The following is a 24,453-nucleotide window of genomic DNA, read 5'->3' on the forward strand; positions in this document are numbered from 1 at the left end:
TGGTTGTGGTTGTTTTGGCTAAGATACTTTTTTAAACAGAACTGCCGTGTTACAGCCCCCAAATCCGGAAGCGGTTTTTAATAAAATGTCAATCTTTTTATGTTCTTTTTGCTGAAGGATATGCAGGGGCTTGGAAACGCCCAATTCATCAAACCCAAAGGAAGGAAGCATGGTGTTGTATTTCATCATTTCCAGGCCAATTACTGTCTCCAACAATCCCGAAGCGCCCAACGTATGACCAAACACACCTTTTAAACTATGCAAAGGAATGTGCTGCATATGTTGGCGGGTAAACGCGATAGATTCCATCTCGTCATTATAAACGGTAGCCGTTCCGTGAGCCGAAATAAAATCAATTTCAGTGGCTTCCACTTTTGCTTCTTGCAAGGCCGCTGCAATACTTTTGTACAAACCTTCTCCCGTTCGGGAAGGGCCAGAAATATGGTTTGCGTCATTACAAGAAGCCTCTCCTATAATTTCAACAGCATTATTTGCGGGTTTTTCTTTTGAAATAAAGACAGAGGCGGCGGCTTCCCCCAAGGTAATTCCCTTGCGATATTTAGAATACGGTTTACAAGGAACATTGCTCAACGCATTAAACGATTGAAAACCAGAAAGTGTAAATTTAGTCACCAAATCTCCAGCAACAACAATGGCATTGTCATACAAACCATTCAAAATCATTCGTTTTGCTACGGCAACTGCTAAAATTCCAGATACACAGGCATTTGAAACGATAATAGGCTCCGTTTTAACATTATAAAAATCGGCTAATTTCTTCGCCAATGTTGGTAAATAAGCACGGCTTTTCTCAAAGGGGTTGCCCGTATCTAAAGCATCTACATTGCCTTTAGTGGTAGCAACAACCAATGCTGTTTTTTCTGAAATAGGTATTTCAGTAGCTGCTATGGTTTGTGCCATAGAAAGCAGCATCATTTTCTCTAATTTGGTATAGCTTGAAGGATTTCCTAGTTGCTGAAAGTTTAGGTTAATTTTTTCTTCTGAAAGTAGCGCAGCATAAAAAGGTGTTTCAGAAATTGCTTTGTTTTCATACAATGTAAGCGCCGAAGTATTTTCCAGTAGCGAATTAAAATTGTCTTGAACTGAAAACCCTAAAGGCGTTACCAATCCAGTTGCCGAAATGTAGCAAGGTTCTTTCAAGGTGCTATTGGTTTTAAAACAGTACTCATTTCTGCTGTTGCAATTAGTTTCTCGTTAACTTTTGATTCAATTGTCACTAGCGTCATGTCCATTGCGCTGTAGCTAATTGTTACTTGCGTTGTAATGATTTCCCCCACTTTTGGAAGTTGTAAAATTTCAGCTTTTTTAATGGCCCCTATGTATCCTTCGCGTGTAGCTTTTTTACTTAAATAACCTGAGTACCCTGTATGTAATGCCACACTTTGTGCCATGTGCTCCAAAATTCCTGCTTCAGAAAACTGATGAGCTATAACAAACAAATTTTCTTCCGCAATTAATAACCTACTTATCAAACTAGTTGAATCGTGATATTGTAAAGTGTCAACTAAGATCATGGGCTCCCGGTGTGGGATGAGTTTTTTTAGAAACTCTAGGTTGGTAATGGGTGGTTTTATTATTTCTGGAGTATTCAATACTAATATTTCTAATTCTAAATAATTTAATTTTTGTGGAGGTTTCGACTTAAGTTTATCCTGAGCTTGCCGAAGGACCCAACCAGACATCGTAAATTTTCATCCCCTACCTTTCATCCTAGCATTCTATACTCTTAAAGGGCACAACAGGCTAACTAATTCACTACTTACCAATTCCACTAATCAATATCTCCCCAAAAATCGTAAAAATTAAACCATTGTAATGGATATTTTTTAACAACTAGCTCCAAATGGGCTGCAAATTTATTCAATAAGTCTTGTGCGTCACGGCGTTCAATCTTTACTTTTCTTGCATAGAGATGGTAGTGACGCTTGGGTTCACGCATAGCATAAACAAATAACACCGGTACCTGTAACCGTGTCGCAATCTGAAAGGGTCCAATGGGAAATTTTGCTTTCTTACCTAGTAATTCTGCTTCTAAGGTTTTGGCTTTATTTAGAAATCGGTCGCCCGAAATACATACAATCCTATTTTGTGCAATCGCGGCACTTATTTCAAATATATGCGCCATATCTTCCTTTACAATGATGAAATTTACGTGATCTCGCTTGGTAAATTGCCCTAAGTACTCCTTGATATCCTCGTGATCTTGATCTGTAATAACGATGCTTATAGCGGTGTCAAAATTTCGTTTTTTGAAGAAATATTGTGCCAACTCAAAATTCCCTACGTGGGCGCTGATTAAAATTCCGCCCTCGCCCAATTCCAACATTTCTGTGATGTGTTCTTCCCCGTCAAACTCATAGGTATATTGATCTCCTTTACCAATAGGAATGGCAATTTTATCTACCAATGACTGTCCAAAAACATAATAGTTTTTATAAATAGCAATACTGCTTTTAAACCAACTATATCCCAGGCGCTTTCTGAAATAATAATGTAATGCCTTCGCATTATTACGTACAACTAAACTAAAATAAGGAATGGGTACATGCATTAAAGCATACGCAGCGCTAACACCAAAATTTCGGATAAAAAATACAAATATCCTGAATCCTGTTACGGTACCGCGCGACTTTCCCGTCCAGGTAGTTGAATTTTCAGTAGTTGTGGTAGCTTGATTTTTTGCCAAACCGAAGTGCTTCTTTAGCTGGTAAATTTACAGGAATTTTGAGGATTTAACTGTAAATCCCGCCATTGATGTTCACCACTTCGCCCGTGATGTACGATGCTTTTCTGGATGCCAAAAAAGAAACGAGGTGGGCTACTTCTTCGGTAGTACCAAAACGGTTTAGCGGCACTACCTTTTTAAGTTCTTTTTCGTCCAAATCTTGGGTCATGTCTGTGGTAATAAAACCAGGAGCCACCGCATTTACAGTTACATTTCGTTTAGCAACCTCTTGTGCCAATGATTTGGTTGCCGAAATGACCGCCCCTTTTGCTGCTGCATAATTTACTTGCCCCGCAGTACCTTTTAAGCCCGAAAGCGACACTATGTTTATAATACGGCCAAAACGGTTAAGCAACATAGGTTGCAACAACAACTTTGTAACATTAAAAAATCCATTGAGATTAATATCCAGTACAGAGTTCCAGTCTTCATCTTTCATCCACATAAAAAGACCGTCTTTGGTGATGCCTGCGTTATTTACGACTACTTCAATCACAGCCTCTTTATTATTTTCCTGCCAGGTTTGCAAGGCTTTTGTGCATTCTTCGGCATTGGAAACGTCAAATTTCAATAATTCTCCCGTTCCTTCTGCAGCTTTAATTTCTGAAAGGGTTTCCCTGGCGGCAGTTTCATTTCCACGAAAATTGATAAGCACGTGGTATCCTAAATCTTTCGCTAATTGTATACAGATAGCACGGCCAATGCCTCTGGAACCTCCTGTGACGAGTGCGTATTTCATATTTAAACTGAAATTTTTAAAACCGTTTCTTTTATTTTTTTAATAAGTGGATACAAAACGGCATCCTCCGTAAAAGAAGGAACTACATTCCGTACGGCATCATACACTGCCTTGGTTTGTGAAGACACTTTATCCTGCACCTCTAAATACTCAATGGCCTGTACAATGGTTAACAATTCTATCGCTACCACTTGGTAGCCGTTCTCAATTACTTTTTGCGTAATCAAAGCGGCATTGGCGCCCATACTCACAATATCCTGGTTGTCGTTATTATTAGGAATGCTGTGCACATACATTGGATTGCTTAGCATCTGGCTTTCGGCTGTGGTAGAGGTTGCCGTAAATTGTGCTCCCTGCATGCCAAAGTTTAAACCAAGCGTTCCCAAATTTACAAAAGGCGGAAGAAGGTCGTTCAGTTTAGAATTGAGCAGGTAATTAAGTTGTCTTTCAGCGAGCATGGTCATTTTGGTGACTACTATTTTAAGCTTGTCCATTTCCAGGGAAACATAGTCGCCATGAAAATTTCCACCGTGATACACTTGTCTGGTTTCTAAGTCTATAATGGGATTGTCGTTGGCCGAATTTACTTCTTCCACCAATATTTTTTCCACACCATTTAACGTATCTAACACCGGCCCCAAAATCTGTGGTACACAACGTAATGAGTAATATTCCTGTACTTTTTCTTCAAAAACATCTCCTGTTTGCAAGCCGTTATAAAGATGGTGTTCGCGTTTGCGGGTTAATTTGCTATCTTTTAAATGCTCTCGCATAATTTCGGCAATCTTGCGCTGTCCTTTGTGTTTTTTGGAATGATTGAGCTCTAGCGACAAGTGATCGTCATACGCCTGCACAATTTCGTTAATAGCCGCCGAAGTTTTTACCATCCAATCCAGCAAATTACGGGTCTGTATGGTATTCACCATTCCAATCCCGCTCATTACCGAAGTACCGTTCATTAACGCTAATCCTTCGCGCAGTTCTACTGAAATAGGCTGTAGGTTTTCAGCTTTAAAAACTTCCGCAGTAGGTTGTATTTCATTTTTGTAATATACCTCGCCTTCACCAATAAGTACTAATGCCATATGCGCCAATTGCACCAGATCGCCACTGGCACCCACACCTCCGTGTTCATAAATCACTGGTAAAATAGTACGATTAATTAATTGGGTCATTAAGGTAATGGCAGAAGGATGCACCCCGCTATGTCCCAAACTAAGTGTATTTAACCTAGCAAGCATAGAAGCCTTGATACTTATTTTATCAATAGGATTTCCCGCACCTGTAGCGTGACTTCGTATTAAATTATACTGTAATTGAATGCGCTGTTCATCTTTTATTTTATACTGCGCCATAGGGCCAAAGCCCGTATTCACGCCGTAAATAATTTTGTTTTCTGAAAATTCTTTTAAAAATTGAAAACTATCTTCTACTCTTTTAAGCGTTTCATTTGCTACCGAAATTGGCTCGTTGTGAAGTACAATTTTCTTGAAATCTTCAATCCCCAATGTTCCTTTCAATGTAATCATGCGTTGGCGTCTGCTTTTTTACTAGATTTGTTTTGTTGCACTAGATTTGCAAAGTAACAATATATATACTTGCTACAAAATATGCTTACCCCAAAACTTGACGTACTAATAATTGGCGCCGGACCTTCGGGTTGCGTTGCGGCGGCTCATTTACAACAACAGGGACTTAATATTCAGATAGTAGAAAAGAATAAATTTCCGCGTTTTGTGATTGGCGAAAGTTTACTACCTCGCTGTATGGATCATTTTGAAGAAGTGGGTCTTTTGGAGTGTTTAAAAGAACAAGGGTACGAAATTAAACGTGGCGCCCGTTTTTTAAAAGGCGATCAAGTATGTAACTTTAATTTTGCTGAAAAGTTTACCGAAGGCTGGAATTGGACCTGGCAAGTCCCCAGAGATCATTTTGATAAAACGTTGACAGACGAGCTACAAAAAAAAGGGGTCACTATTTCTTTTGAAACCGAAGTTACCGGAGTTATTTTTACTGAAGATGGGAGTTCTATCACCGAAGTAAAAAATCTTTATGGGAACACTTCAAAAATTGAAGCTAAGTTTATTATAGACGCCAGTGGTCACGGGAGAGTGCTACCACGATTGCTTCAGCTGGACGCACCATCCAGCATCCCAAAACATTCCTCTATTTTTACACACGTTAAAGACATCCATCGTCCGGACACTTCAAATAGCACCTTAATAACATTTGATGTAATTAATACTGAAACGTGGCTTTGGGTCATTCCTTTTTCTAATGGAATGTGCAGCATAGGCTATGTTGGCGAGACAGAATATCTAGATTCGTTTAAAGGCACTCAAGAAGAAAAATTGCGCCAAATGATGCAGCTCTCCAAACATTATTACGAACGTTTTAAACACTGCCCGTACGAATTTGAACCCGTTACCCTTAAAAATGTTGCAAAATCTGTGACAAAATTTTTCGGAAAAGGATACGCGCTTACAGGAAATAGTGCCGAATTTTTAGACCCTGTATTCTCATCTGGTGTTACGTTTGCTACCGAAAGCGGCTTACTAGCAGCCAAACTAGCCGCCAGACAAACCAAAGGCGAAGCCATAGATTGGCAAACCGACTATGAAGATTATATGTCTAGCGGAGTGACAGTATTTTCAACCTACGTAAAGGAATGGTATACAGGTAATCTCCAGAAGATATTCTTTAAATCTAAAGACAATCCTGAAATCAAGCGACAGATTTGTTCGGTATTGGCTGGATATGTTTGGGATGAGACAAATCCTTTTGTAAAAAACCATGATAGGCTGGTAAAAACTTTAGCGAAGGTGATAGACTTAGAAAATCCTTCAGAATAACTGGAGCTTTAGAAAAGTGTATTACAAATGGGTCTATAAAGTAGTCACACTTTATTGAAGAGCCCAAGTGTAAAAGTTTCATTTGCAAATGTTACAAAGAATTTTAACTTTGGTTAAAACAACATCCATGGTAAAGTCGGTTTTTTATTGTTTTATAGCTCTGCTCTGCTCAAAAATGTATGGGCAAAATATAGACAGCCTTACCCATGTAATCAAAACTTCTAAAGATTCCGAAGCAAAAGCCACTTCATACAAAGCTATTGTAAGTCATTATCGCACGACAGATACTACTTTATTTCAAACGTATCTAGCAGAAGGAATAACCTATGCGCGTAGCATAAAAGACAAAGAAACCGAGTTAAAACTGGCTCACAATGTCACTATACAACTATATGCAAAAGGGGATTATGATGCTGTAATACGTACTACAGATTCGCTTATCCCCATAGCAGAAGCATCGAAATTAGTTACCATTAAGGCCGATATGCTTAACTATAAAGGCAATGCATATTCTTCAAAATCTGAATATGCAAAAGGTGTTGTTGTGCTTCTTGAGTATCTTTCAGTAGTCAAAACTTTGGTGCCAGAAAACAAGCGAATGTTAGCTTTAGCCAATAATAATATTGGTTCTTCTTTACTAAACATGGAGCGTTATGAACAAGCTATTCCGTATCTAAATGCTTCCTTAGCGTATCAGGAACACATAGAAAATAGCTTTAAGGCGCACACCTATTGGAATCTTGGGATTTGTTATATGGAACGAGAAAAATACGATAGGGCTTTGGACATTTTTCAGCTTGGTTTACAAGAAGCAGAACTTAAAAATGATAGGTATGCTGCAGCGGGAAATCAATTATGTATTGGCTCTATCTATACCCGCAAGGATGATTTTGAAAAGGGACTTGAAGCCTACAATAAAGCCTACCAAATGGCAATAGAGGCTAATTTAGAGCCTTACAAAACTATTGAAGCCATTAATGGAATAATTTATTGCTATAACCAACTCTCACGCCCTAATGAAGCAATGAAGTTTGTAGAAATTGCCGATAGCATCACCGCTGTTCACAAGCTTACAGACTTAAGAAATAGACAATTTTTGTATTTTAAATCAACCACACTTTTACAACTGGGAAGACCTCGCGAGGCAGATGATGTGCATTTTCGATATACCGAAGCCGTAGATAGTTTACAAAGCATAAAAAATCTGGAGTTAATTCAGGAAAAAGAAACTGAGTTTAGAACCAAAGAAAAAGAACAGCAGTTGGAACTACAAGAGGCACAATTAAACTCCCAACGCTTATGGATTACAGCTCTTAGCGGCGGCGCTCTGCTGTTGGCTCTTATTGGTTTTTTGGTGTATCGCCAACAAATACTTAAGATAAAACATCAAAAGCAGGAGCAGAAATTAAAAGAGGCATTATATAAGGTTGAAATTGCCAACAAGCTGGAAGAACAGCGATTACGCATCTCTAAAGAACTGCACGACAATATAGGGTCGCAACTTACCTATTTATCCAGTGCAGCACAGAATATAGGTCTCGGTTTGCCAAAAGTTTCTACCGAAGTTACTCAAGAAAAGTTGGGGAAACTTTCAGAATTTAGTCAGGAAGCTATTACAGATTTACGTGATACCATTTGGGTAATGAACCGTGGGACAATTTCCTGGGAAGACCTTACCGAACGTATTCGCTATTTGGCGCACAAAGTATCCAACACCACAGGCATTACCGTTGAAGTGAATAAAACTGGCAAAAATGACCAGCTACTTGGCCCAGATCAAACTATCAATATTTACCGTATTATACAAGAGGCTGTAAACAATGCAATTAAACATGCACAAGCCACAAAAATTGAAATAAACATTCAAGCAACGCCGGCAGCTTTAGTTGAAATTTTAGATAATGGCAAAGGATATGATATTGATAGTGTTACATCTGGAAGTCATGGATTGTATAATATGGAGTCTCGGGCAAAGAAAATAGAGGCAGCGTTGGATATTGTAAGTGATGAAACCGGGACGAAAATGAGCTTACGGTTGCCATACGTTTTAAGGAGAACAAAACACCTTCTTTAAAATCTTCAGCTGCAGTCTGAAAATGACCAATCCAAATCGGAATTAGTAAAAAAAATACTATTTTATAGAAGATAAACTATATAATATATTATGTAAATAATTGAAGGAATTATCAGGGTAATTGACCTTCCAAAAACCATGTCATTAACTTTCCTTTTCTCTTTAGTTATAGTATAAACCCCTATAAAAAATGATACTACACTTACAATAAGGGCAATAAATCTAATATCCATTTTAATTATTTTTCAGAAATCCTTTAAGGGCTGCGTATGGAATACCATAGAATGGAGCTCACTTAAAATCAAGTTCAGTGTGTTCAGGTAAAGAAGGTGACAAACCAAAATTACCAGCTGGCGTGAGAGTCCCGCCCGTGAACAACACAAATGTACACTACAAATATTGTAAATTAAGATGTAACCTTATTGCTTTCACCAATTTAATCATTTAAAAAGAAACCTAAAGATGGAAATAATCCATCGAGAAAACTGGGGAACGCCTAGCGCCAAAAATTTGGAAAACCACAAAGGCAACTTTTTGGCAACGCACTCACGGTTAGGTGAGCCAACTCAATTTCTCAACACTAAGCTTTTTAATAAAAAGGCGAGGGGAAATACAACACATCGAGAAAACCGGGGAACGCCCAGCGCCAAAAATTTGGAAAACCACAAAGGCAACTTTTTGACAACGCACTCACGGTTAGGTGAGCCAACTCACCTTCTCAACACTAAGCTTTTCAAAAAAAGGCGAGGGAAAATACAACACATCGAGAAAACTGGGGAACGCCCAGCGCCAAAAATTTGGAAAACCACAAAGGCAACTTTTTGGCAACGCACTCACGGTTAGGTGAGCCAACTCAACTTCTCAACACTAAGCTTTTCAAAAAAAGGCGAGGGAAAATACAACACATCGAGAAAACCGGGGAACGCCCAGCGCCAAAAATTTGGAAAACCACAAAGGCAACTTTTTGGCAACGCACTCACGGTTAGGTGAGCCAACTCAATTTCTCAACACTAAGCTTTTTAATAAAAAGGCGAGGGGAAATACAACACATCGAGAAAACCGGGGAACGCCCAGCGCCAAAAATTTGGAAAACCACAAAGGCAACTTTTTGGCAACGCACTCACGGTTAGGTGAGCCAACTCAATTTCTCAACACTAAGCTTTTCAAAAAAAAGCGAGGGAAAATACAACACATCGAGAAAACTGGGGAACGCCCAGCGCCAAAAATTTGGAAAACCACAAAGGCAACTTTTTGGCGCTGGCCACCCACGGTCACGTGGGCAATTGGGATAACTACTTGAAAACTTTAGAAAATAAAAAATCCCAATCTAATTAAAGATCGGGATTTTTGTTGGCCCACTAGGGCTCGAACCTAGACTCTTCTATACCAAAAACAGACGTGTTGCCAGTTACACCATGGGCCAATACCATATTGAGGATGCAAATTTAATACAATCTTTAAATTGCACAAACTATTTGTAGCAAAAAAATAGAAAATTTTCAGATTGTGGGTCTAATTTCTCTTCTAAAAGGGTGTAGTCCTATTTTCCACCCCTGTTTTTGGCAAAAAAATAGGAGTATGAGGTACGTTCACGTTCTTTTAGTCGTTTCAGTAATCATATTATTAGTAAATTCGCCCTAACAAAAATCAACTGCATTTATGTCTAGTTTCAACTTCGACAAATGGAATAAAATAACAGGCTGGCTTGTTTTTGCCATTGCCCTACTCACCTATTGGCTCACCGTAGAACCCACTGCTAGTTTTTGGGATGCAGGAGAATATATCACTACGGCAAGTAATCTAGAAGTAGGCCACCCGCCTGGAGCACCCTTGTATCAGATTATGGGAGCCTTTTTCTCCATTTTTGCGATGGACCCATCCAATATTGCGCTTACCATTAATCTAATGTCGGTATTCGCGAGTGCCTTTGCCATTCTATTTATGTTTTGGTCGCTTACCATGCTGCTTAGGATGGTAGTTCAAAAGCATCAGGAACTAAATACAAATAATAGGATTGCTATTATAGGAAGTGCAGCCGTTGGAGCTTTAAGTTTTACGTTTACAGATAGTTTTTGGTACAACGCCGTGGAGGCCGAAGTATACGCATCTGGAGCTTGTGTGCTTTCCATTTTATTTTATTGTGCACTACGTTGGGAACGCGAGATGAACACCCCTCGTGGTGACAGATGGCTCATCCTAATTGCATTTATCATTGGGCTTTCCTTCGGTATTCACTTTATGGCATTGTTAGCCATTCCTGCAATGGGCTTTTTGTATTATTTTAAAAATTACAAAACGATTACCCTTAAAAATTTCCTAATTGCCAACGTTGTTACGGTTGCTATACTACTTTTAATTTTTAAGTTGTTATTACCCTACACCATGAAGCTTTTTAGTGCTTTTGAATTGTTCTTTGTCAATTCATTAGGGATGCCTTTTAACTCGGGCACCATCATCGCAGGACTGCTATTTATTGGGTTGTTCTATTTCGGCTTACGGTATACCCGCAAAAAAAATCTGGGACAGGTAAATACGCTTTTATTATGTGTTTTATTCATTTTTATTGGGTTCTCTAGCTGGTTAATGTTACCCATTCGTGCCAATGCAGGAACGGTTATTAACGAAAACAACCCCAACAACGCCCGTGAATTATTGGCATATTACAACCGCGAACAATATCCGGAAACACACTTATTTTACGGCCCTCTTTTTACTGAAATGTATTCAGGATTGGACACTGAAAACCCTTACAAAGACGATAAACCTAAATACGAAAAAGATGAGGCAACAGGCAAATACATTATTGTAAACCAATACAAAGACGCTGGACAAAACTTAGACGATAATCACAAGGTAATCCTACCGCGTATGTGGAGTCCAGACCATAATGCCAATTACCTGGAGTTTACAGACGGGCTAGAATTTACCATAAAGTCTGGCTACCGTAGTGAATCCAGATTGGTGGAGATTGTAGCCAATTTTAAACAAGCGTTTAAAGAAGGTAAAATAGACAAAGACGATTATAACGACTTTTTACTAACGTATAAAGATTATTTAGACATAAAACCGCCTTCGGTATGGGATAATTTAGCCTATACGTTCGAGTATCAATTTGGCTATATGTATTGGCGTTATTTTATGTGGAATTTTGCAGGTAGGCAAGACGATGTGCAAGGTCAGAAAACCGACCTACATGGAAATTGGCTCACTGGGATCTCATTTATAGATGAATTAAGATTAGGCACACAGGACAACTTACCAAGCGATGTAAAATATAACAAAGCGCGTAATACCTATTATTTACTACCGCTTATTCTAGGGGTTTTAGGTGTTGTCTTTCATTTTAAGAATGATATGAAAACCTTTTGGGTATTGCTGGTGCTGTTTCTCTTTACCGGATTGGCACTTAAAGTATACCTCAACGAAAGACCTTTTGAACCCAGGGAACGTGATTATGCACTCGTAGGATCGTTTTATGTATTTGCTATGTGGATTGGATTTGGTGTATATGCATTGTATGAAATGCTAAAAGAGGCTATAAAACCAAAACTCGCTATTCCAATTGTATTAACAGCAACATTGCTGGCATCGCCTGTTATTTTGGCGTATCAAAACTGGGATGACCACGACCGGTCAGGCCGTTACACAGCCAATAGTATGGGTAAAATGTACCTGGATTCTTGCGATGAAAACGCCATTCTCTTCACCATTGGTGATAACGACACCTTTGCACTTTGGTATGCCCAAAACATTGAAGGCTATAGAAGGGATGTACGTATTGTTAACACCAGTCTATTTGCGACAGATTGGTACATAGACGATATGAAAAAGAAAGCGTTTGAGAGCGATCCTATCCCATCACAACTCAGCCACGATAAATACAGAACCGGAACAAGAGATTTCCTGTATTTTCAAGAATCTACCAGAGACACTATAGATATTAAACAATGGATGAATTGGGTGGAGAGTGATGACCCTAGAACGAAAGTGGAACTAGAAAGCAACCATTGGGCAAATACCTTCCCAAGTAAGACCATCCGGATTCCTGTAGACAAAGAAGCAGTACTTCGCAACGGGATTGTTGCTCAAAAAGATGCAGATCTTATTGTTCCTTATATAGATATTACCCTAAAAGGTAATGTTATCTATAAAAATAGAATGATGATGCTGGATGTTATTGCCAATAATAACTGGGAACGTCCTATCTATTTCAGCGGCGGAAGTTTTGGTGATGACGATTATATCTGGATGAAAGACTACCTCCAGCTGGACGGAGTTACGTACAAATTAGTACCTATTAAAACACCCGTAGCAAAAGGAAATCCGTTTGATATGGGCCGAATAGATGCCGATAAGATGTATGATATAGTGATGAATTTTGACTGGGGCAACAGTGGTAGTCCAGACATCTACCACGACACCGAAACACGCCGAAACGGTATTACCTACCGAAGTAATCTTGCACGTTTGGCTGAAACATTAATGAATGAGAAAAAAATGGATAAGGCCGAAAACGTATTAGATCTTGCCATGGAAAAAATGCCTGTAAAAGACTTTGAGTATTACTCCTTACTGGAACCTTATGTATTGGGGTATTATGAAGTTGACAATAAAGAAAAAGCACGTAAATTATTCAAAGAAGTTTCCACCATTTATCAAGAAAAACTGTTGTATTACAGCGGCATGAAGATTCAGCGCCAGTTTGGGATAGCAGATGAAATTATAAGCGACATGGAAAAATATCGTGGCCTGGTAGATATTTTAATTGTGATGGATTCCGAAGAATTTGCAAGGCCAGAAGCCAGTAAGTTTAACGATTATTTGAAGCTGTTCCGTCATTTTTATTCCGCAGATGAAGGAATGGATGTAGATAAAAGAACAGAGAGAGATCTACTAGAAAATGATACCAATGCGATAAATCTACCTTTAGATACCGTAGTTCAAGACAACACAAATGTAATACCTGAACAATAAACTAGTGAAACCCTATTTGGTTAAAACGCCCAAGTTTGTGCAGTGGTTATTCCCACGGCGAGTTTGGGCGTTTTCTCGTAAAGAACCCAACATTTACCTTACTTTTGACGATGGCCCTATCCCCGAAGTTACGCCTTGGGTATTAGATCTCTTAAAGGAATATGATGCGAAAGCCACGTTTTTCTGTATTGGAGAAAATGTAAAAAAGCATCCCGAAATCTTTAAGAGAATTATTGCGGAAGGGCATCGCATTGGCAACCACACGTTTCATCATCTCAATGGCTGGAAAACTAAAAGGGAAGAATATTTAAAGGATATCGTAGCCGCTGAAAAACAGTTTAATTCTATTCAACTTTCTGAGAAAACACCCCTAAAGTCCACTCAAGGGGACACTAACGTAGCGAGCACCAAAATTCAAATTTTCAAAAATATCCAAGCTCCAAGCTCCAATCTGTTTAGGCCTCCCTATGGTAAGATGACGTCAAAGCAAGAGAAAGAAATTCGTAATAAAGGCTATAAGATTGTGATGTGGGATGTGTTGAGTGCAGATTTTGACCCAAGTACTTCAAAAGAAAAATGCCTTCAAAATGTAACAAAAAACATAAAACTAGGAAGTATCGTCGTCTTTCATGATAGTTTAAAAGCAGAAAAAAACCTTCGGTATGTATTGCCGAAGGTTTTGGATCTTTTTAATATAAAATTAATTGATAGTTGCATTTAATGAAGCACTTTCAATATTTCCATTTCCACTTTCTCTTTCTGCCCAAATCTCAATATAATCATCTGTATTTAACTCAATAGTACCTAGAATTGGAACTGCAATAACTTCACTTGTACTAGTAGTTAGTCTTCCATAAACCCTAGTCTCCTGTATAACTGAAGCTGGACCTGCACCACTTCCTTTTGCTATATACAATGCATAGGTAGTAACTAACGGACTTCCCGCAGGAAAACTTGTTGAAAATGACAGCGATGCGTTCACCTGAAAAAATCTATTTTTATTTCCTTTATATATAAGTTTATTATTTCCACTTCTTTCAAATCTAAATAGATTGGTAGAAGTTGTAGGTCCGTTCAACTTGCGTCTACTGGCTGTTCCTGTTCCAGTTAATGTAGTATTTACTGGACTTGTTATCGAAGCAGTTAAATTTATATTACCTGTAGCAACATCATTTGATTCCCTTGGAATTCCAGGAGCATTTACAGTCCAATTATTATTGAAATTAAAACCTGTATAAGAGCCGGTGTTATATCTGTTTACATATTGCCCAGCGCCAGAAAATGCAGTACCGTTTAAAATCCCAGTTCCTACAGTGAGACCTATAGCGCTAACATCAAAACCAATTGCACCACTAGGCACTGTAGAGAAGCCACTTACTTTTTCCACCAAACCAAAAGTTCCTGTCAATTTTTCATAGGTGCCACCATTACTCCCTAACCAACCTTGATTGTTAAGCAAGATATTACCAATATTAGTATACGTAACCCCTGTAGTATTTCCAATAAATTGGACAATGTTAGAAAAGTACAACCCTACTCCAGAAATAGTTCCTACACTTCCCATTCCAGAGACGATACAATTTTGAAACAACAACGAAGTTCCCCCGGTAATTGCAAAAACGGTTCCACCCCCTGTAATAGTTAGATTTTTAACGTTACCCCCAGTAGTTCCTGTAAATACGGCACCTGATGCTTTAAATAAAATATCTTCTCCAGCATCGCGCCCTAAAAGTTGTGCATCGTTTAGTTCTATAGGAGCAGTTAATGTTATTAACCCATTTATTTCATATAGTGTATTTTCGTCCAAGGTAATTTTGCCTCCAGAAGGTGCTGGAAAATCTGTTATACTTTTTACTAAGACGTAATTATCACGCTTAGCTGCTGCTCCAGATAACTGTCTCCAGGTAGTTGAGGGTGTATCGTAATAATAAAAAGACTTCAAGTCCGTATCATACACCAAAAGACTATTGGCTGGCGTTGTAATAGCAGTTCTTTGGGCTGTGGTCATTCTAGGGGCTAAAAATCCTTTAGTGCCTGAGCTAATATCTAGAACAGAAGTTGCATCAGGGGTCGTTGTTCCAATTCCTACTTGGGAAAATGCTGCGTTAACTATTAAACACGCAACTAGTAAAAGTTTAAATTTCATAAGATGGGGATATAAGGGTAAAGTTTGTTTAAACTGAAAAAAAACATTTTAAATTCGTAAGCGAAAATAAGCTGTTTAACCCTTAATTTATAACTTTAATCGTTAAAAACACATCTTTTTGTAGGAAATTTAATTCTTTTTTATAGTAATGAAATTCTTGTACTGTAGAGCACTCTGATTCTTAGAGCGTTATAGACTTAATAAGTATAAGTACAAACTAAAATTAAATGTACTCTTTTACCAATCCAATTAAGGTATTGGCATCTTGTTCTCCAGATTGGCGCCATTTCATTTCGCCGCCTTTGTAGATCATTAAGGTTGGAAGACCTTTTACTCGTAACGCTTCGGCAAGCTCGTTATTTTTTTCCACGTCTATTTTAATCACGCGGGCTTTGTCACCAAGGGCAGCGGCTACGTCTCTAAGTACGGCGTGCATCCCTTTGCAGGCTTCGTCCCATTCTGCATAGAAGTCTAGCAATACGGGTACTTGTGTTTCAATTAATTCTCCAAATTTGGACATAATCGTTGCAGTATTAGTTCTACAAATATAGTATTTATGGCTGAATAGTAAGCATTATGCATCGCTAGGCTTCTTTTTTAAGGTAATTACTGTTACTTCTGGCCAAATCCCTACTCTTCCAGGATACCCTAAATAGCCAAATCCTCTGTTTACATTAATATACCGCCCGAATTCCTCATAAATTCCAGCCCAATTTTCATATCTATATTTTACGGGGCTCCATTTGAACCAGCCAGGAATTTCAATCCCAAATTGCATTCCGTGGGTGTGACCACTTAGCGTTAAATGTATATTTTTATCGTTCATCTTCACCTCTTCCTGCCAGTGAGACGGGTCGTGACTCATTAGAATTTTAAAATCGGTTGTTGCAACCCCTTCACAAGCTTTTTTTAAATCTCCTGCTTTTTTAAATCCGCCAGCTCCCCAGTTTTCTACACCTATTAATTTAATGGTTTCTCCATTTTTTTCCAGCGTGGTGTTTTCATTCAACAATAAGCGCCAGCCCATTTCTTTCTGAAGGTTTTTTAAGGTTGAAAGATTTTTATTTTTTTCTATTTCAGAATTCCAGGAAACATAATCTCCATAATCATGGTTTCCTAATACCGAATATACACCATCGTTAGCTGTTAAACTTGAAAAGAGCTCTTTCCAGGGTTTCATTTCTTCGGCAATATTATTGACCAGATCCCCAGTAAAAAGTATGACATCGCTTTTTTGCTGGTTAATTAGATCTATTCCGTAGGAAATTTTTTCTTTATTATCAAAACTACCACTATGAATATCACTTATTTGGGTTATCGTGTAGCCGTCAAACGCTTGGGGGAGGTCGTCAAACTCCAGCGCGTATTTCAGGACTTTGTAATTGTATTTACCTTGAATCATTCCGTAAAGTAGAGAGGCAAAAGGGATTGCAGCAACGCCTAGGGCAATACTGCTAATAAACTTTCTTCGGGAGGGTAGGTAAAACCCAGCTTCTTTTCCGTTAATCTTAGCAAATACACCCATAAAAAGGCGTACTATATCTTCACCAAACATAAAAATGATTACGAGTAATTTCGGCACAAAAACCGCCAGGAAAAACCCAAAAATATACATCATTTTAGGGTTTGTACGTGCTTGTCCGGAACTTAGTGCATATACTAAAAGAGACAATACAACAAGTGAACTTAATGCATACAGAACATACAACCATGTAGAATTTGTTACGGTACGTACCGCCTGAAAAGCATACAAATCTATAGCAATGTAAATAATAATGGGGATGATCCAGCGGAGCATGGGGTATCTTTTTTTTTGTAAAGATAGTATTAAAACCAAGGCTATAATATCCTAAAAAAAGTTAAATCGGTTCATGTATGTAGCGCCAAAGTCCACTTGTATTCTTCTAATTATTTCTCCAAATATTGATATTTATCTGGTATTGTTACACAGCTTTTATCAATATCAATAGTCAATTAACCCCGAAACCCATTCATTGTATACCCTAATATTTACATTGGGATTATAATGGGTGTTATCTGTAGTAATGCAATTGTTATATATATGTGTATTGAGCAGGGTGTTTAAACAATCCTGTTTTGCAATTTTAAAATAGAGTTGCCTTAACTAGTTGCTAAAATTTGTAACTTTTCAGACCTTAAAAACTTAGCTTTGAAAACAGTAAATGGTCTCTAGGCTTGTGGAAAAATCACTAAAACCCAACCTATTTTGAAAAGAAGAAAATTTATACAAAATACAGCTGCAGGAGCCGTGGGAGCTACGTTTGCAATGACCGCAATGGCGTGTACCGATGAAAATAAAAAAACAAGGAAACCTTCCCAAGATAAAAAACCAATGAGCAAAAAAATGCCCAATCTCCCCATAGCCATCTGTACATGGCAATTCACAAATGCCAATAAAACTGCTGGCGATGCTTTAGAAAATGGAAAACCTGCGTTAGAGGCAGCTATTGAAGGTGTTTCGATAGAAGAGCAGAATCTTAAAAATACTACTGTTGGAAAAGGGGGTATTCCAGATAGGCAAGGTAATGTAACACTAGACGCTTGTGTGATGGCAACTAATGGTGATTGCGGTGCTGTAATGGCGGTTTCAAGCACTAGCCACGTGGCAGCCCTGGCGCGAAAAGTAATGGAGGATACTCCTCACGTAATTTTGGTAGGCGAAGGTGCCGAAGAATTTGCAGCCCTATCAGGTTTTGAAACTGAAGACTTGCTTACAGAGGAGTCTAAAAAAGCCTGGCAAGAATGGCTTAAAAGCCCAGAATACAAACCCCTTATTAATATTGAAAATCACGATACTATTGGGATGCTTACCATGGATAAAAAAGGTGACATCGCAGGAGCTTGTACTTCAAGCGGACTCTCCTACAAAATGAAAGGCCGTGTGGGTGACAGCCCTATTATTGGTAGCGGCTTATTTCTGGATAATGAAATAGGTGGCGCCGTAGCTACAGGAATGGGCGAAGAAGTAGTGAAAACAGTAGGTAGTTTTTTAATAGTAGAACTCATGCGAAACGGTATGTCCCCACAAGATGCCTGTGAAGAAGCTATAAAACGAATTGTAAATAAAAATGACACCTACAAAGACTTTCAGATTGCATATATCGCTATGAACAAAATGGGCGAAACAGGAGCTTATTGTATTCACGAAGGCTTTACTATGATGAAGTATGAAAATAAAATTAATGAAAATGTTTTTGTAGACTTTTACCACAAACCTTCCTAATTTTAACACACGATCGCTAATCTAACGAATTTAATGATTAAGATTTCCTTGAGCATCATTGGTGCAGTGGCCGTGTGATCTATAGTATAATTGCACATTTTTACACAATCATGTTTCCTGCTATGTACACGAACGCTAGAAAGTTTTGGTGATTTAAAACCTCAAGTATCTGGTTTGCCTTATACAGCGATCTTTCGAAAAGCTATTTTACCCCTCTATTGAAGTGTATTTGGCAAACACTCTAAGTGTTAAGGTTGCAGTTACGGAAGTCATCCTCTACTGTTCTTACAGCGTATGTTTTAGGCATAAAAAGCAGTAAACTAACTTGTTACCCACTACGTAGAAACACGTATTTTTTCAAAATCGGAATATTCCTACAAATTGCAATGGCTTTTTTTTATAGCTTTGTCATACATAAGTAGGTTGATACTTTAGGGTGTCGATCAAATTTGGGGCGAAAAGTCATCACATCTGTGATGGCTTTTCCATTTTTACCTCAATACACTTTTTAAAAACGCGCTCCGCTTCTTTTTTAAAAGCACTCGGCAACCTGAGTTTTGGATGTTTTATTCATCTAGCGTTATCTGCCGAATTGTTTTGAAAGCTACTTTTAGTTAGAACGTATTTCAATTTCATCCAGCTCGTAGGTGCCGTCAAAATCTCCGTTGCCGCTTCCTATATATTTCCATGCAATATGACCTCTTCCAACAATACAGGACATATCTACATTTCCTGAGGGAATCCATTCGGGAAAACCATCGTTGTCGCTTACTACAGTTACAGAACCCAACTCAATCCACATAGCCGAAGTAATCGTATTTTCATTTCCATCCCAATTACCAGCATACAGAACTTTCAGTTCGCTTCCATCATCAAAACTATTCGAGGTTTTAAAATGTAAGGTTTCGCCCGTCTGCGTATCAAAATTAACTTGAGGAGTGATTAACCAACCAATAGAACTGGGATCACCTGAATTGAAAGACCCCATGCGGGCCGAAATACCTAAAGACATATTCTCATTACCGTCAAACCAAGCTTCCCAGGTTTCGGTGCCAGCTTCCATATAATTGGTCCATCCATTTCCCGTAATAGGTGAATTGATTGTTTGAGTTTCAAAAAAATCTGCAAATAATACCGTAGCTCCTACAGCATCTGCCAGACCACAGTCTACTATAGGAGGATCGCACCTGGCTTCAGAAAAATTGATATCGTTAAGATCCCTCACCGAAAGTACAGACTCATCATTACTGAAATTTCTAGTATAAATAGCTGTGATATTTCCTGATCCGTCCGCTAGCAATTGCGATTTGAAATTGGCAAACGTACTGGTGAACAATCGAATATTTCCTGTATCGTTACAGCTTTGTAACGTACGCTCTCCATCAAAATTATCTGCAGGTTCGCCTGCGTAGGTAAGACCAATTTGAGACGGGAGAAATTGCATATGGTTTAGGTTTATCAATGTATTTAGGTCGTCTGCGTTCAATTGATTCGCCTGTTTTGTTAGGGGTGTTAGCGGCACAATTTTTTCACCTCCTACCACATATTGACTTAAAACTGCATTCGGGATTTTAACGATGTTATTTACATTTTGAATCCCTAGCGTGAGGATTCCTGTATCTTCATCTACCGCCAGACCATTTAAGATGATATACACTTTACGACCTATTTCAAAAGTTTGATATATATCATTTTTGTCCATAATAACACGCAATCCCATACGTGGATTGTTGGGGCCTAAATCTTCGGTTTCTGGGGTATTCTGAATAAAGATTTCATCAAAGAAATTACCTGCCTCGTCACTCGAAATTACATAGCCTTCTAGTAGCAACAAATCTTCATCCAATCCAAAGGCTGCATAGCTGTTGCCTGCTTGCTCATATCTTGCGCGAACCGCTGCGAAAGTTGTAGTGGGCTCAAGCATTGGGTCCAATGGTTTTGGCTCGCATCGTTCGGGAGACGCAAAAACGATGTCATTAGGATCCCGTATGACCAACACATTTTCATCTCCAAAGAAATTTCTGCTTAAAACTGCTGTTATCGTTCCAGAGCCATCTGGAATAGCTATTCCTCTAAAATCTGCAAACGTGCTAGTTTGAAAAAGAATAGAGCCTCCATCTTCGCTACAACTTTCTACTAATCTATCGCCATCAAATTCGTCACCTGGTTCGTTGGCAAATGTTAATGTTAGTTGACTTTCGGTAAATTGGGCGTTTGGAAGTTGAATTAATGTATTCACATCACGGCTGGTAATTTGGCTTAGGGTTTTTACCGTTGGAATGAGCGTGTCTTTTTGAGCTGAACGTAACATAAATTCATCTTCTACGGGTGCCGAAATTTTATCAATTTCGTTTGTATTCAATACTCCCAAAGTAACTACGCCACTGTTAAGCCCTACCGAAAGTCCATCTAATTTTATAAAAATTTTCCGTCCAATTTCGTATTTGGTAAATAATGGATTTACATCTAGTAACACTTTAATTCCTGCCGTTGGATTTTTAGCTTCATCCTGAAGAATAAGCTCTTCAAAGAAATTTCCACTCTCATCGGTAGAAATTACAAATCCGCTTAGAAACGTATTTGTACCTTCAAACGTAGCTGTTTTTGCACCTGTTGCCTGGGCAGATTCCAAAGTTGCTATGACACTGGTAATGGAAACTAGCTCTCCTTGCAATGCTGGATCGAAACTAGCTGTTTCTGGCACTTCGTATTCGTCATCTTCCACACAAGAAGAAATACTACCCATAAAAGCTACTAGGAGTAAGATGTTGTAAAATTGAAATGTTTTCATAAGTGAACGTATTAAATTGATTCTACTTTTTAAAATCGGATATAGACGTTTGCGTAATAGGTGGTGCCATTTCCAAAGAAATATCGTGGCCCAAACAGCCTTCCATTGGGACGGGATACGTCTTCTTTTAAGTCCCTAAAATTGGAAACTCTTCCCTGTTCAAATCCGCCTGTGGTATATTCTTGATTCAAAACATTGTTTACCGTGGCAAAAAAACCGACATAATAGCTTTTTATACGCCACGACTTTCCTCCAACAATATTCACCAAAAAATAATCGTCGAATTCCTGTTGCAACAGTAAATTTCTAGCTTCATCTTCGTTATAATTGCTGAAGGGCAAGCCGTCAAAATCCTGATTAAAATTGGCAGTTCTCGCCAGATTATTCACGTCTATATAGGCATTGGAAAAATAATTTGTGGTTACGCCTACCCACCAAAATTCTGGATCGCGATATTCAAAACCTAGTTGATAGGCACGCTCTGGCCCGCTTGCTACGTGGTAATTTTTCAGTTTTGTGGTGCCATCGCCAAAGGTTAGTGGGCCTTCAAAATCGTCACTTGTAAGATATAGATTAGGGTTGTTGTTAAAAATATATTGTCCTACCGAAGCGGCTCCCTTCAGTTTAAAAGTGGGCGTTAGTTGCGCTTCAATGCCTAGCTCACCACCCATATTCTGTGTTTCAATACCTGTTACAATTTCTTGTACAAAGGCACTTTCTTCCAGGCCTATTCCAGTAAGATTTTCAGCAAAATAGAAACCAAGATCGGTCTGGTTTTTTGAATTAATATAAAAACCCGTGAGTCGTGCCTTTACAATTGGAGAACGGAAAATATAACTCACATCTGCATTCTGAATTTGTTCCGTTTCCAATCCTAACACCACATCATTATTCTGTCTCGCATTGCTAAAAGAATTTCTAAGCGTTGGTGCTTTGGTACCATATGCCACATTCAAATCAACTAAATGACGCCCCGTAATTTTATAGGTCGCACCGCCTTTTACACCGTAGTTTGTGAAACTCAATGTTTCACCTGGACCAAAGGAACGGTTGCCAGGATAATTTCCATTTTCGTACAAACCTGTGCGTTGGTAGTTGGTTTGCCCGGCGGTTACTGCAGCATAAAAATCTGCTTTTCGGTATTTGAATGCTCCTTGGATAAATCCTGAAAATACAGTTGCATCCAGATTATAATTGTACTTGTACCGTTCGCCTTCTTTTACAATCCTGTTGCGATTACGCAAATCGCTTTGCGCAATGTCTCCCACGATGGTGTTTACATCATCTTCAGCAAAAAAATCTACATCCAAATAGCCTGTACCACCTAATAAATCTTTCAGGTTGGCAAAATTTTCACTTTTCAGCGTTCGGTAGATTATGTTTCCACTTAAATTAATATTCTCTGAAATTTCAGAATTTACAATGGTGTTTACCGTAATCTGAGTATCGTCTACACGATCTTCTTGTACTACGTAAATTGAATTGCCCCCGTTGGCGATATTGGTTTGGTTCGTATTTGCTTCATACAAAGCTTCCCAATCCAATTGTCCATTATTCAAAAATTCTTGCTCTGCCAGATAGGCTTGCTGAAAATCGAACGCTGAAGGGTTTTCATCCTGAAGAAAAAAACTGGGAAGTCTTTGGTAATAATTTCCAAAGGGATTGCGGGCGCCTCCCAAATACGCTTCTTGTCCGTTCACGGTTACAAGTCGCGTCCCGCCATTATCGATACGGGTGCTGCCAATCTTGCCAAATTGATACCCTACGTTGGTATTGATATGGGTCTTATCGTTTACATCCCAATAATAATTCAGTAAAATAACGGGTTCTTCTACTTCCCGGATGCTAGTATTTCTAATTTTCCCATCTTGAAAACCCCAATTTGGATTGTATTGGATTCCTTTTAAATCTCGCACTTCCTGAGTAACTGCAGTGGAACGTCCTCTTCGGTTTGGCGTATAAAATGCGGAGAGATTTATACTATGATTGGTATTCAATTTCTTTTCAACGGAAACAAAAAAGGAATTTGCGTCGTATACGGTTCCTTTTTGATATCCTTCCTCTCCATAACGCCTGGACGCCAATACCGAATATGCCCAACCACTAGCCAGCAAGCCACTGTTGTAGGAACCCATTATCCTGCCACGGTAACTGCGATTCGCCAAAGCATACGAAACACGTCCTCCTTTACGGTATTTTGAAGCGCGCATCACAATATTGGTGGTTCCAGCGATATCACCAAACGTGTATTCGCTAGCAGAACTCCCCATAGAAAATTCCCGTTCGCGCTGCGCATCGTTCAAGCCACCCCAATTGCCCCATTGCGGACGCCCATTGAACTGTTTGTTCATTTCAACACCATTAATCAGTACTTTTCCATTGGCATTGTCTAAGCCTCTAGGTCTAAAAAAGGTAGCACTAAAGTCGAAAGCCGCAGCATTTAAAAATACATCCCGGGAAGCCTGAAGTAATCCTGAAATATTGAAAGAAGTACCATCGTCCTGGTTTAACTCCGCATCGCTTAGGCTAATAATTCCTATTTGGGCTTCAATTTCAGTGAGATCTATGGAGAAAAGAATGGGATCCAGATTAATACTGCTGCCGTTTTGGATGGTAATGCGAATCTTTTTTGTTACATACCCATCTTTACTTACCAAAAGCACCTGCTCCCCTTGAGGGAGTTCTACACTGGAAATATGAAATAGCCCCAGCGCGTCTGTTGTGGTTGTAAAAACACTGGATACAATCCGTATTTCAACATTGGACACAGGCTCTGTAGCGTCAGAATCTATGACCCTTCCCATAACAATAGCCTCTTGCGCTAGAAGCGAAACACCCCAAAAAAGAACTAAGAATAGGGCAGCATAGAAGTTTTTCATTCTAAACA

The 24,453-nt window shown here is 38.8% G+C and carries 15 protein-coding genes and 1 tRNA gene; 5 read left to right on the forward strand and 11 right to left on the reverse strand.

Features of this window, described 5'->3' with window-relative positions; genetic code table 11:
• Positions 1-18: 18 nt before the first annotated feature.
• The 5 genes from ACQ2HF_RS03055 to ACQ2HF_RS03075 form a co-directional block, all read right to left on the reverse strand.
• Positions 19-1,161 (reverse strand): beta-ketoacyl synthase N-terminal-like domain-containing protein, encoded by a 1,143-nt coding sequence (locus ACQ2HF_RS03055; RefSeq protein WP_432412050.1) that lies wholly within the window; start codon positions 1,159-1,161, stop codon positions 19-21.
• Positions 1,158-1,703 carry a hypothetical protein gene (locus ACQ2HF_RS03060; protein ID WP_432412051.1) on the reverse strand — a complete coding sequence of 182 codons (546 nt, stop codon included), beginning with the start codon at positions 1,701-1,703 and terminating at the stop codon, positions 1,158-1,160. The genes ACQ2HF_RS03055 and ACQ2HF_RS03060 overlap by 4 nt, the downstream gene beginning before the upstream one ends.
• Positions 1,704-1,792: 89 nt before the next feature.
• Positions 1,793-2,707: a lipid A biosynthesis acyltransferase gene (locus ACQ2HF_RS03065; protein WP_432412052.1), complete on the reverse strand. Its 915-nt coding sequence runs from the start codon at positions 2,705-2,707 to the stop codon at positions 1,793-1,795.
• 46 nt (positions 2,708-2,753) lie between these two features.
• Positions 2,754-3,485, reverse strand: coding sequence for a 3-oxoacyl-ACP reductase FabG (gene fabG / locus ACQ2HF_RS03070; protein WP_432412053.1), 732 nt, complete (start codon positions 3,483-3,485; stop codon positions 2,754-2,756).
• 2 nt (positions 3,486-3,487) lie between these two features.
• Positions 3,488-5,014, reverse strand: a complete 1,527-nt coding sequence (locus tag ACQ2HF_RS03075) for an HAL/PAL/TAL family ammonia-lyase (protein WP_432412054.1) — start codon at positions 5,012-5,014, stop codon at positions 3,488-3,490.
• An 81-nt stretch (positions 5,015-5,095) separates the two neighbouring features.
• On the opposite strand from ACQ2HF_RS03075, the gene ACQ2HF_RS03080 reads away from it, so the two are divergent.
• Complete coding sequence (locus ACQ2HF_RS03080; protein ID WP_432412055.1) at positions 5,096-6,337, forward strand: NAD(P)/FAD-dependent oxidoreductase; 1,242 nt, start codon at positions 5,096-5,098, stop codon at positions 6,335-6,337.
• 175 nt (positions 6,338-6,512) lie between these two features.
• Positions 6,513-8,411, forward strand: coding sequence for a tetratricopeptide repeat-containing sensor histidine kinase (locus ACQ2HF_RS03085; RefSeq protein WP_432412056.1), 1,899 nt, complete (start codon positions 6,513-6,515; stop codon positions 8,409-8,411).
• 1,350 nt (positions 8,412-9,761) lie between these two features.
• Here ACQ2HF_RS03085 and ACQ2HF_RS03090 read toward each other — a convergent pair.
• A tRNA-Gln gene (locus ACQ2HF_RS03090) sits at positions 9,762-9,834 on the reverse strand.
• 236 nt (positions 9,835-10,070) lie between these two features.
• On the opposite strand from ACQ2HF_RS03090, the gene ACQ2HF_RS03095 reads away from it, so the two are divergent.
• Positions 10,071-13,385 (forward strand): glycosyltransferase family 117 protein, encoded by a 3,315-nt coding sequence (locus tag ACQ2HF_RS03095; protein ID WP_432412057.1) that lies wholly within the window; start codon positions 10,071-10,073, stop codon positions 13,383-13,385.
• Positions 13,386-13,422: 37 nt separating this feature from the next.
• Positions 13,423-14,106, forward strand: coding sequence for a polysaccharide deacetylase family protein (locus ACQ2HF_RS03100; RefSeq protein ID WP_432412058.1), 684 nt, complete (start codon positions 13,423-13,425; stop codon positions 14,104-14,106).
• On the opposite strand, the gene ACQ2HF_RS03105 is transcribed toward ACQ2HF_RS03100, so the two are convergent.
• From ACQ2HF_RS03105 to ACQ2HF_RS03115, 3 genes are all read right to left on the reverse strand, one after another.
• Complete coding sequence (locus tag ACQ2HF_RS03105; RefSeq protein WP_432412059.1) at positions 14,086-15,531, reverse strand: hypothetical protein; 1,446 nt, start codon at positions 15,529-15,531, stop codon at positions 14,086-14,088. The genes ACQ2HF_RS03100 and ACQ2HF_RS03105 overlap by 21 nt on opposite strands.
• A gap of 223 nt (positions 15,532-15,754) precedes the next feature.
• Positions 15,755-16,051: a thioredoxin family protein gene (locus ACQ2HF_RS03110; RefSeq protein ID WP_432412060.1), complete on the reverse strand. Its 297-nt coding sequence runs from the start codon at positions 16,049-16,051 to the stop codon at positions 15,755-15,757.
• A gap of 54 nt (positions 16,052-16,105) precedes the next feature.
• Complete coding sequence (locus ACQ2HF_RS03115) at positions 16,106-17,329, reverse strand: metallophosphoesterase (protein WP_432412061.1); 1,224 nt, start codon at positions 17,327-17,329, stop codon at positions 16,106-16,108.
• A gap of 429 nt (positions 17,330-17,758) precedes the next feature.
• Between ACQ2HF_RS03115 and ACQ2HF_RS03120 the strand changes: the two genes are divergently transcribed.
• Positions 17,759-18,775 (forward strand): N(4)-(beta-N-acetylglucosaminyl)-L-asparaginase, encoded by a 1,017-nt coding sequence (locus ACQ2HF_RS03120; RefSeq protein ID WP_432412062.1) that lies wholly within the window; start codon positions 17,759-17,761, stop codon positions 18,773-18,775.
• A gap of 610 nt (positions 18,776-19,385) precedes the next feature.
• Here the strand turns inward: ACQ2HF_RS03120 and ACQ2HF_RS03125 are convergent.
• Both ACQ2HF_RS03125 and ACQ2HF_RS03130 read right to left on the reverse strand, forming a co-directional pair.
• Positions 19,386-21,566: a DUF5689 domain-containing protein gene (locus ACQ2HF_RS03125; RefSeq protein WP_432412063.1), complete on the reverse strand. Its 2,181-nt coding sequence runs from the start codon at positions 21,564-21,566 to the stop codon at positions 19,386-19,388.
• A gap of 29 nt (positions 21,567-21,595) precedes the next feature.
• Positions 21,596-24,445 (reverse strand): carboxypeptidase-like regulatory domain-containing protein, encoded by a 2,850-nt coding sequence (locus tag ACQ2HF_RS03130; RefSeq protein ID WP_432412064.1) that lies wholly within the window; start codon positions 24,443-24,445, stop codon positions 21,596-21,598.
• Positions 24,446-24,453: the final 8 nt, after the last annotated feature.

The sequence above is a fragment of the Rasiella sp. SM2506 genome, assembly GCF_050859505.1.
GTDB lineage: Bacteria > Bacteroidota > Bacteroidia > Flavobacteriales > Flavobacteriaceae > Marinirhabdus.

What these genes read in the sequence shown, in the direction of transcription:
- ACQ2HF_RS03095 (WP_432412057.1), top strand. Translation starts at nt 10,071, where the DNA reads ATGTCTAGTTTCAACTTCGACAAATGGAATAAAATAACAGGCTGGCTT.
- ACQ2HF_RS03080 (WP_432412055.1), top strand. Translation starts at nt 5,096, where the DNA reads ATGCTTACCCCAAAACTTGACGTACTAATAATTGGCGCCGGACCTTCG.
- ACQ2HF_RS03085 (WP_432412056.1), top strand. Translation starts at nt 6,513, where the DNA reads ATGTATGGGCAAAATATAGACAGCCTTACCCATGTAATCAAAACTTCT.
- fabG (WP_432412053.1), bottom strand. Translation starts at nt 3,485, where the DNA reads ATGAAATACGCACTCGTCACAGGAGGTTCCAGAGGCATTGGCCGTGCT.
- ACQ2HF_RS03130 (WP_432412064.1), bottom strand. Translation starts at nt 24,445, where the DNA reads ATGAAAAACTTCTATGCTGCCCTATTCTTAGTTCTTTTTTGGGGTGTT.
- ACQ2HF_RS03125 (WP_432412063.1), bottom strand. Translation starts at nt 21,566, where the DNA reads ATGAAAACATTTCAATTTTACAACATCTTACTCCTAGTAGCTTTTATG.
- ACQ2HF_RS03075 (WP_432412054.1), bottom strand. Translation starts at nt 5,014, where the DNA reads ATGATTACATTGAAAGGAACATTGGGGATTGAAGATTTCAAGAAAATT.
- ACQ2HF_RS03110 (WP_432412060.1), bottom strand. Translation starts at nt 16,051, where the DNA reads ATGTCCAAATTTGGAGAATTAATTGAAACACAAGTACCCGTATTGCTA.
- ACQ2HF_RS03060 (WP_432412051.1), bottom strand. Translation starts at nt 1,703, where the DNA reads ATGTCTGGTTGGGTCCTTCGGCAAGCTCAGGATAAACTTAAGTCGAAA.
- ACQ2HF_RS03115 (WP_432412061.1), bottom strand. Translation starts at nt 17,329, where the DNA reads ATGCTCCGCTGGATCATCCCCATTATTATTTACATTGCTATAGATTTG.
- ACQ2HF_RS03105 (WP_432412059.1), bottom strand. Translation starts at nt 15,531, where the DNA reads ATGAAATTTAAACTTTTACTAGTTGCGTGTTTAATAGTTAACGCAGCA.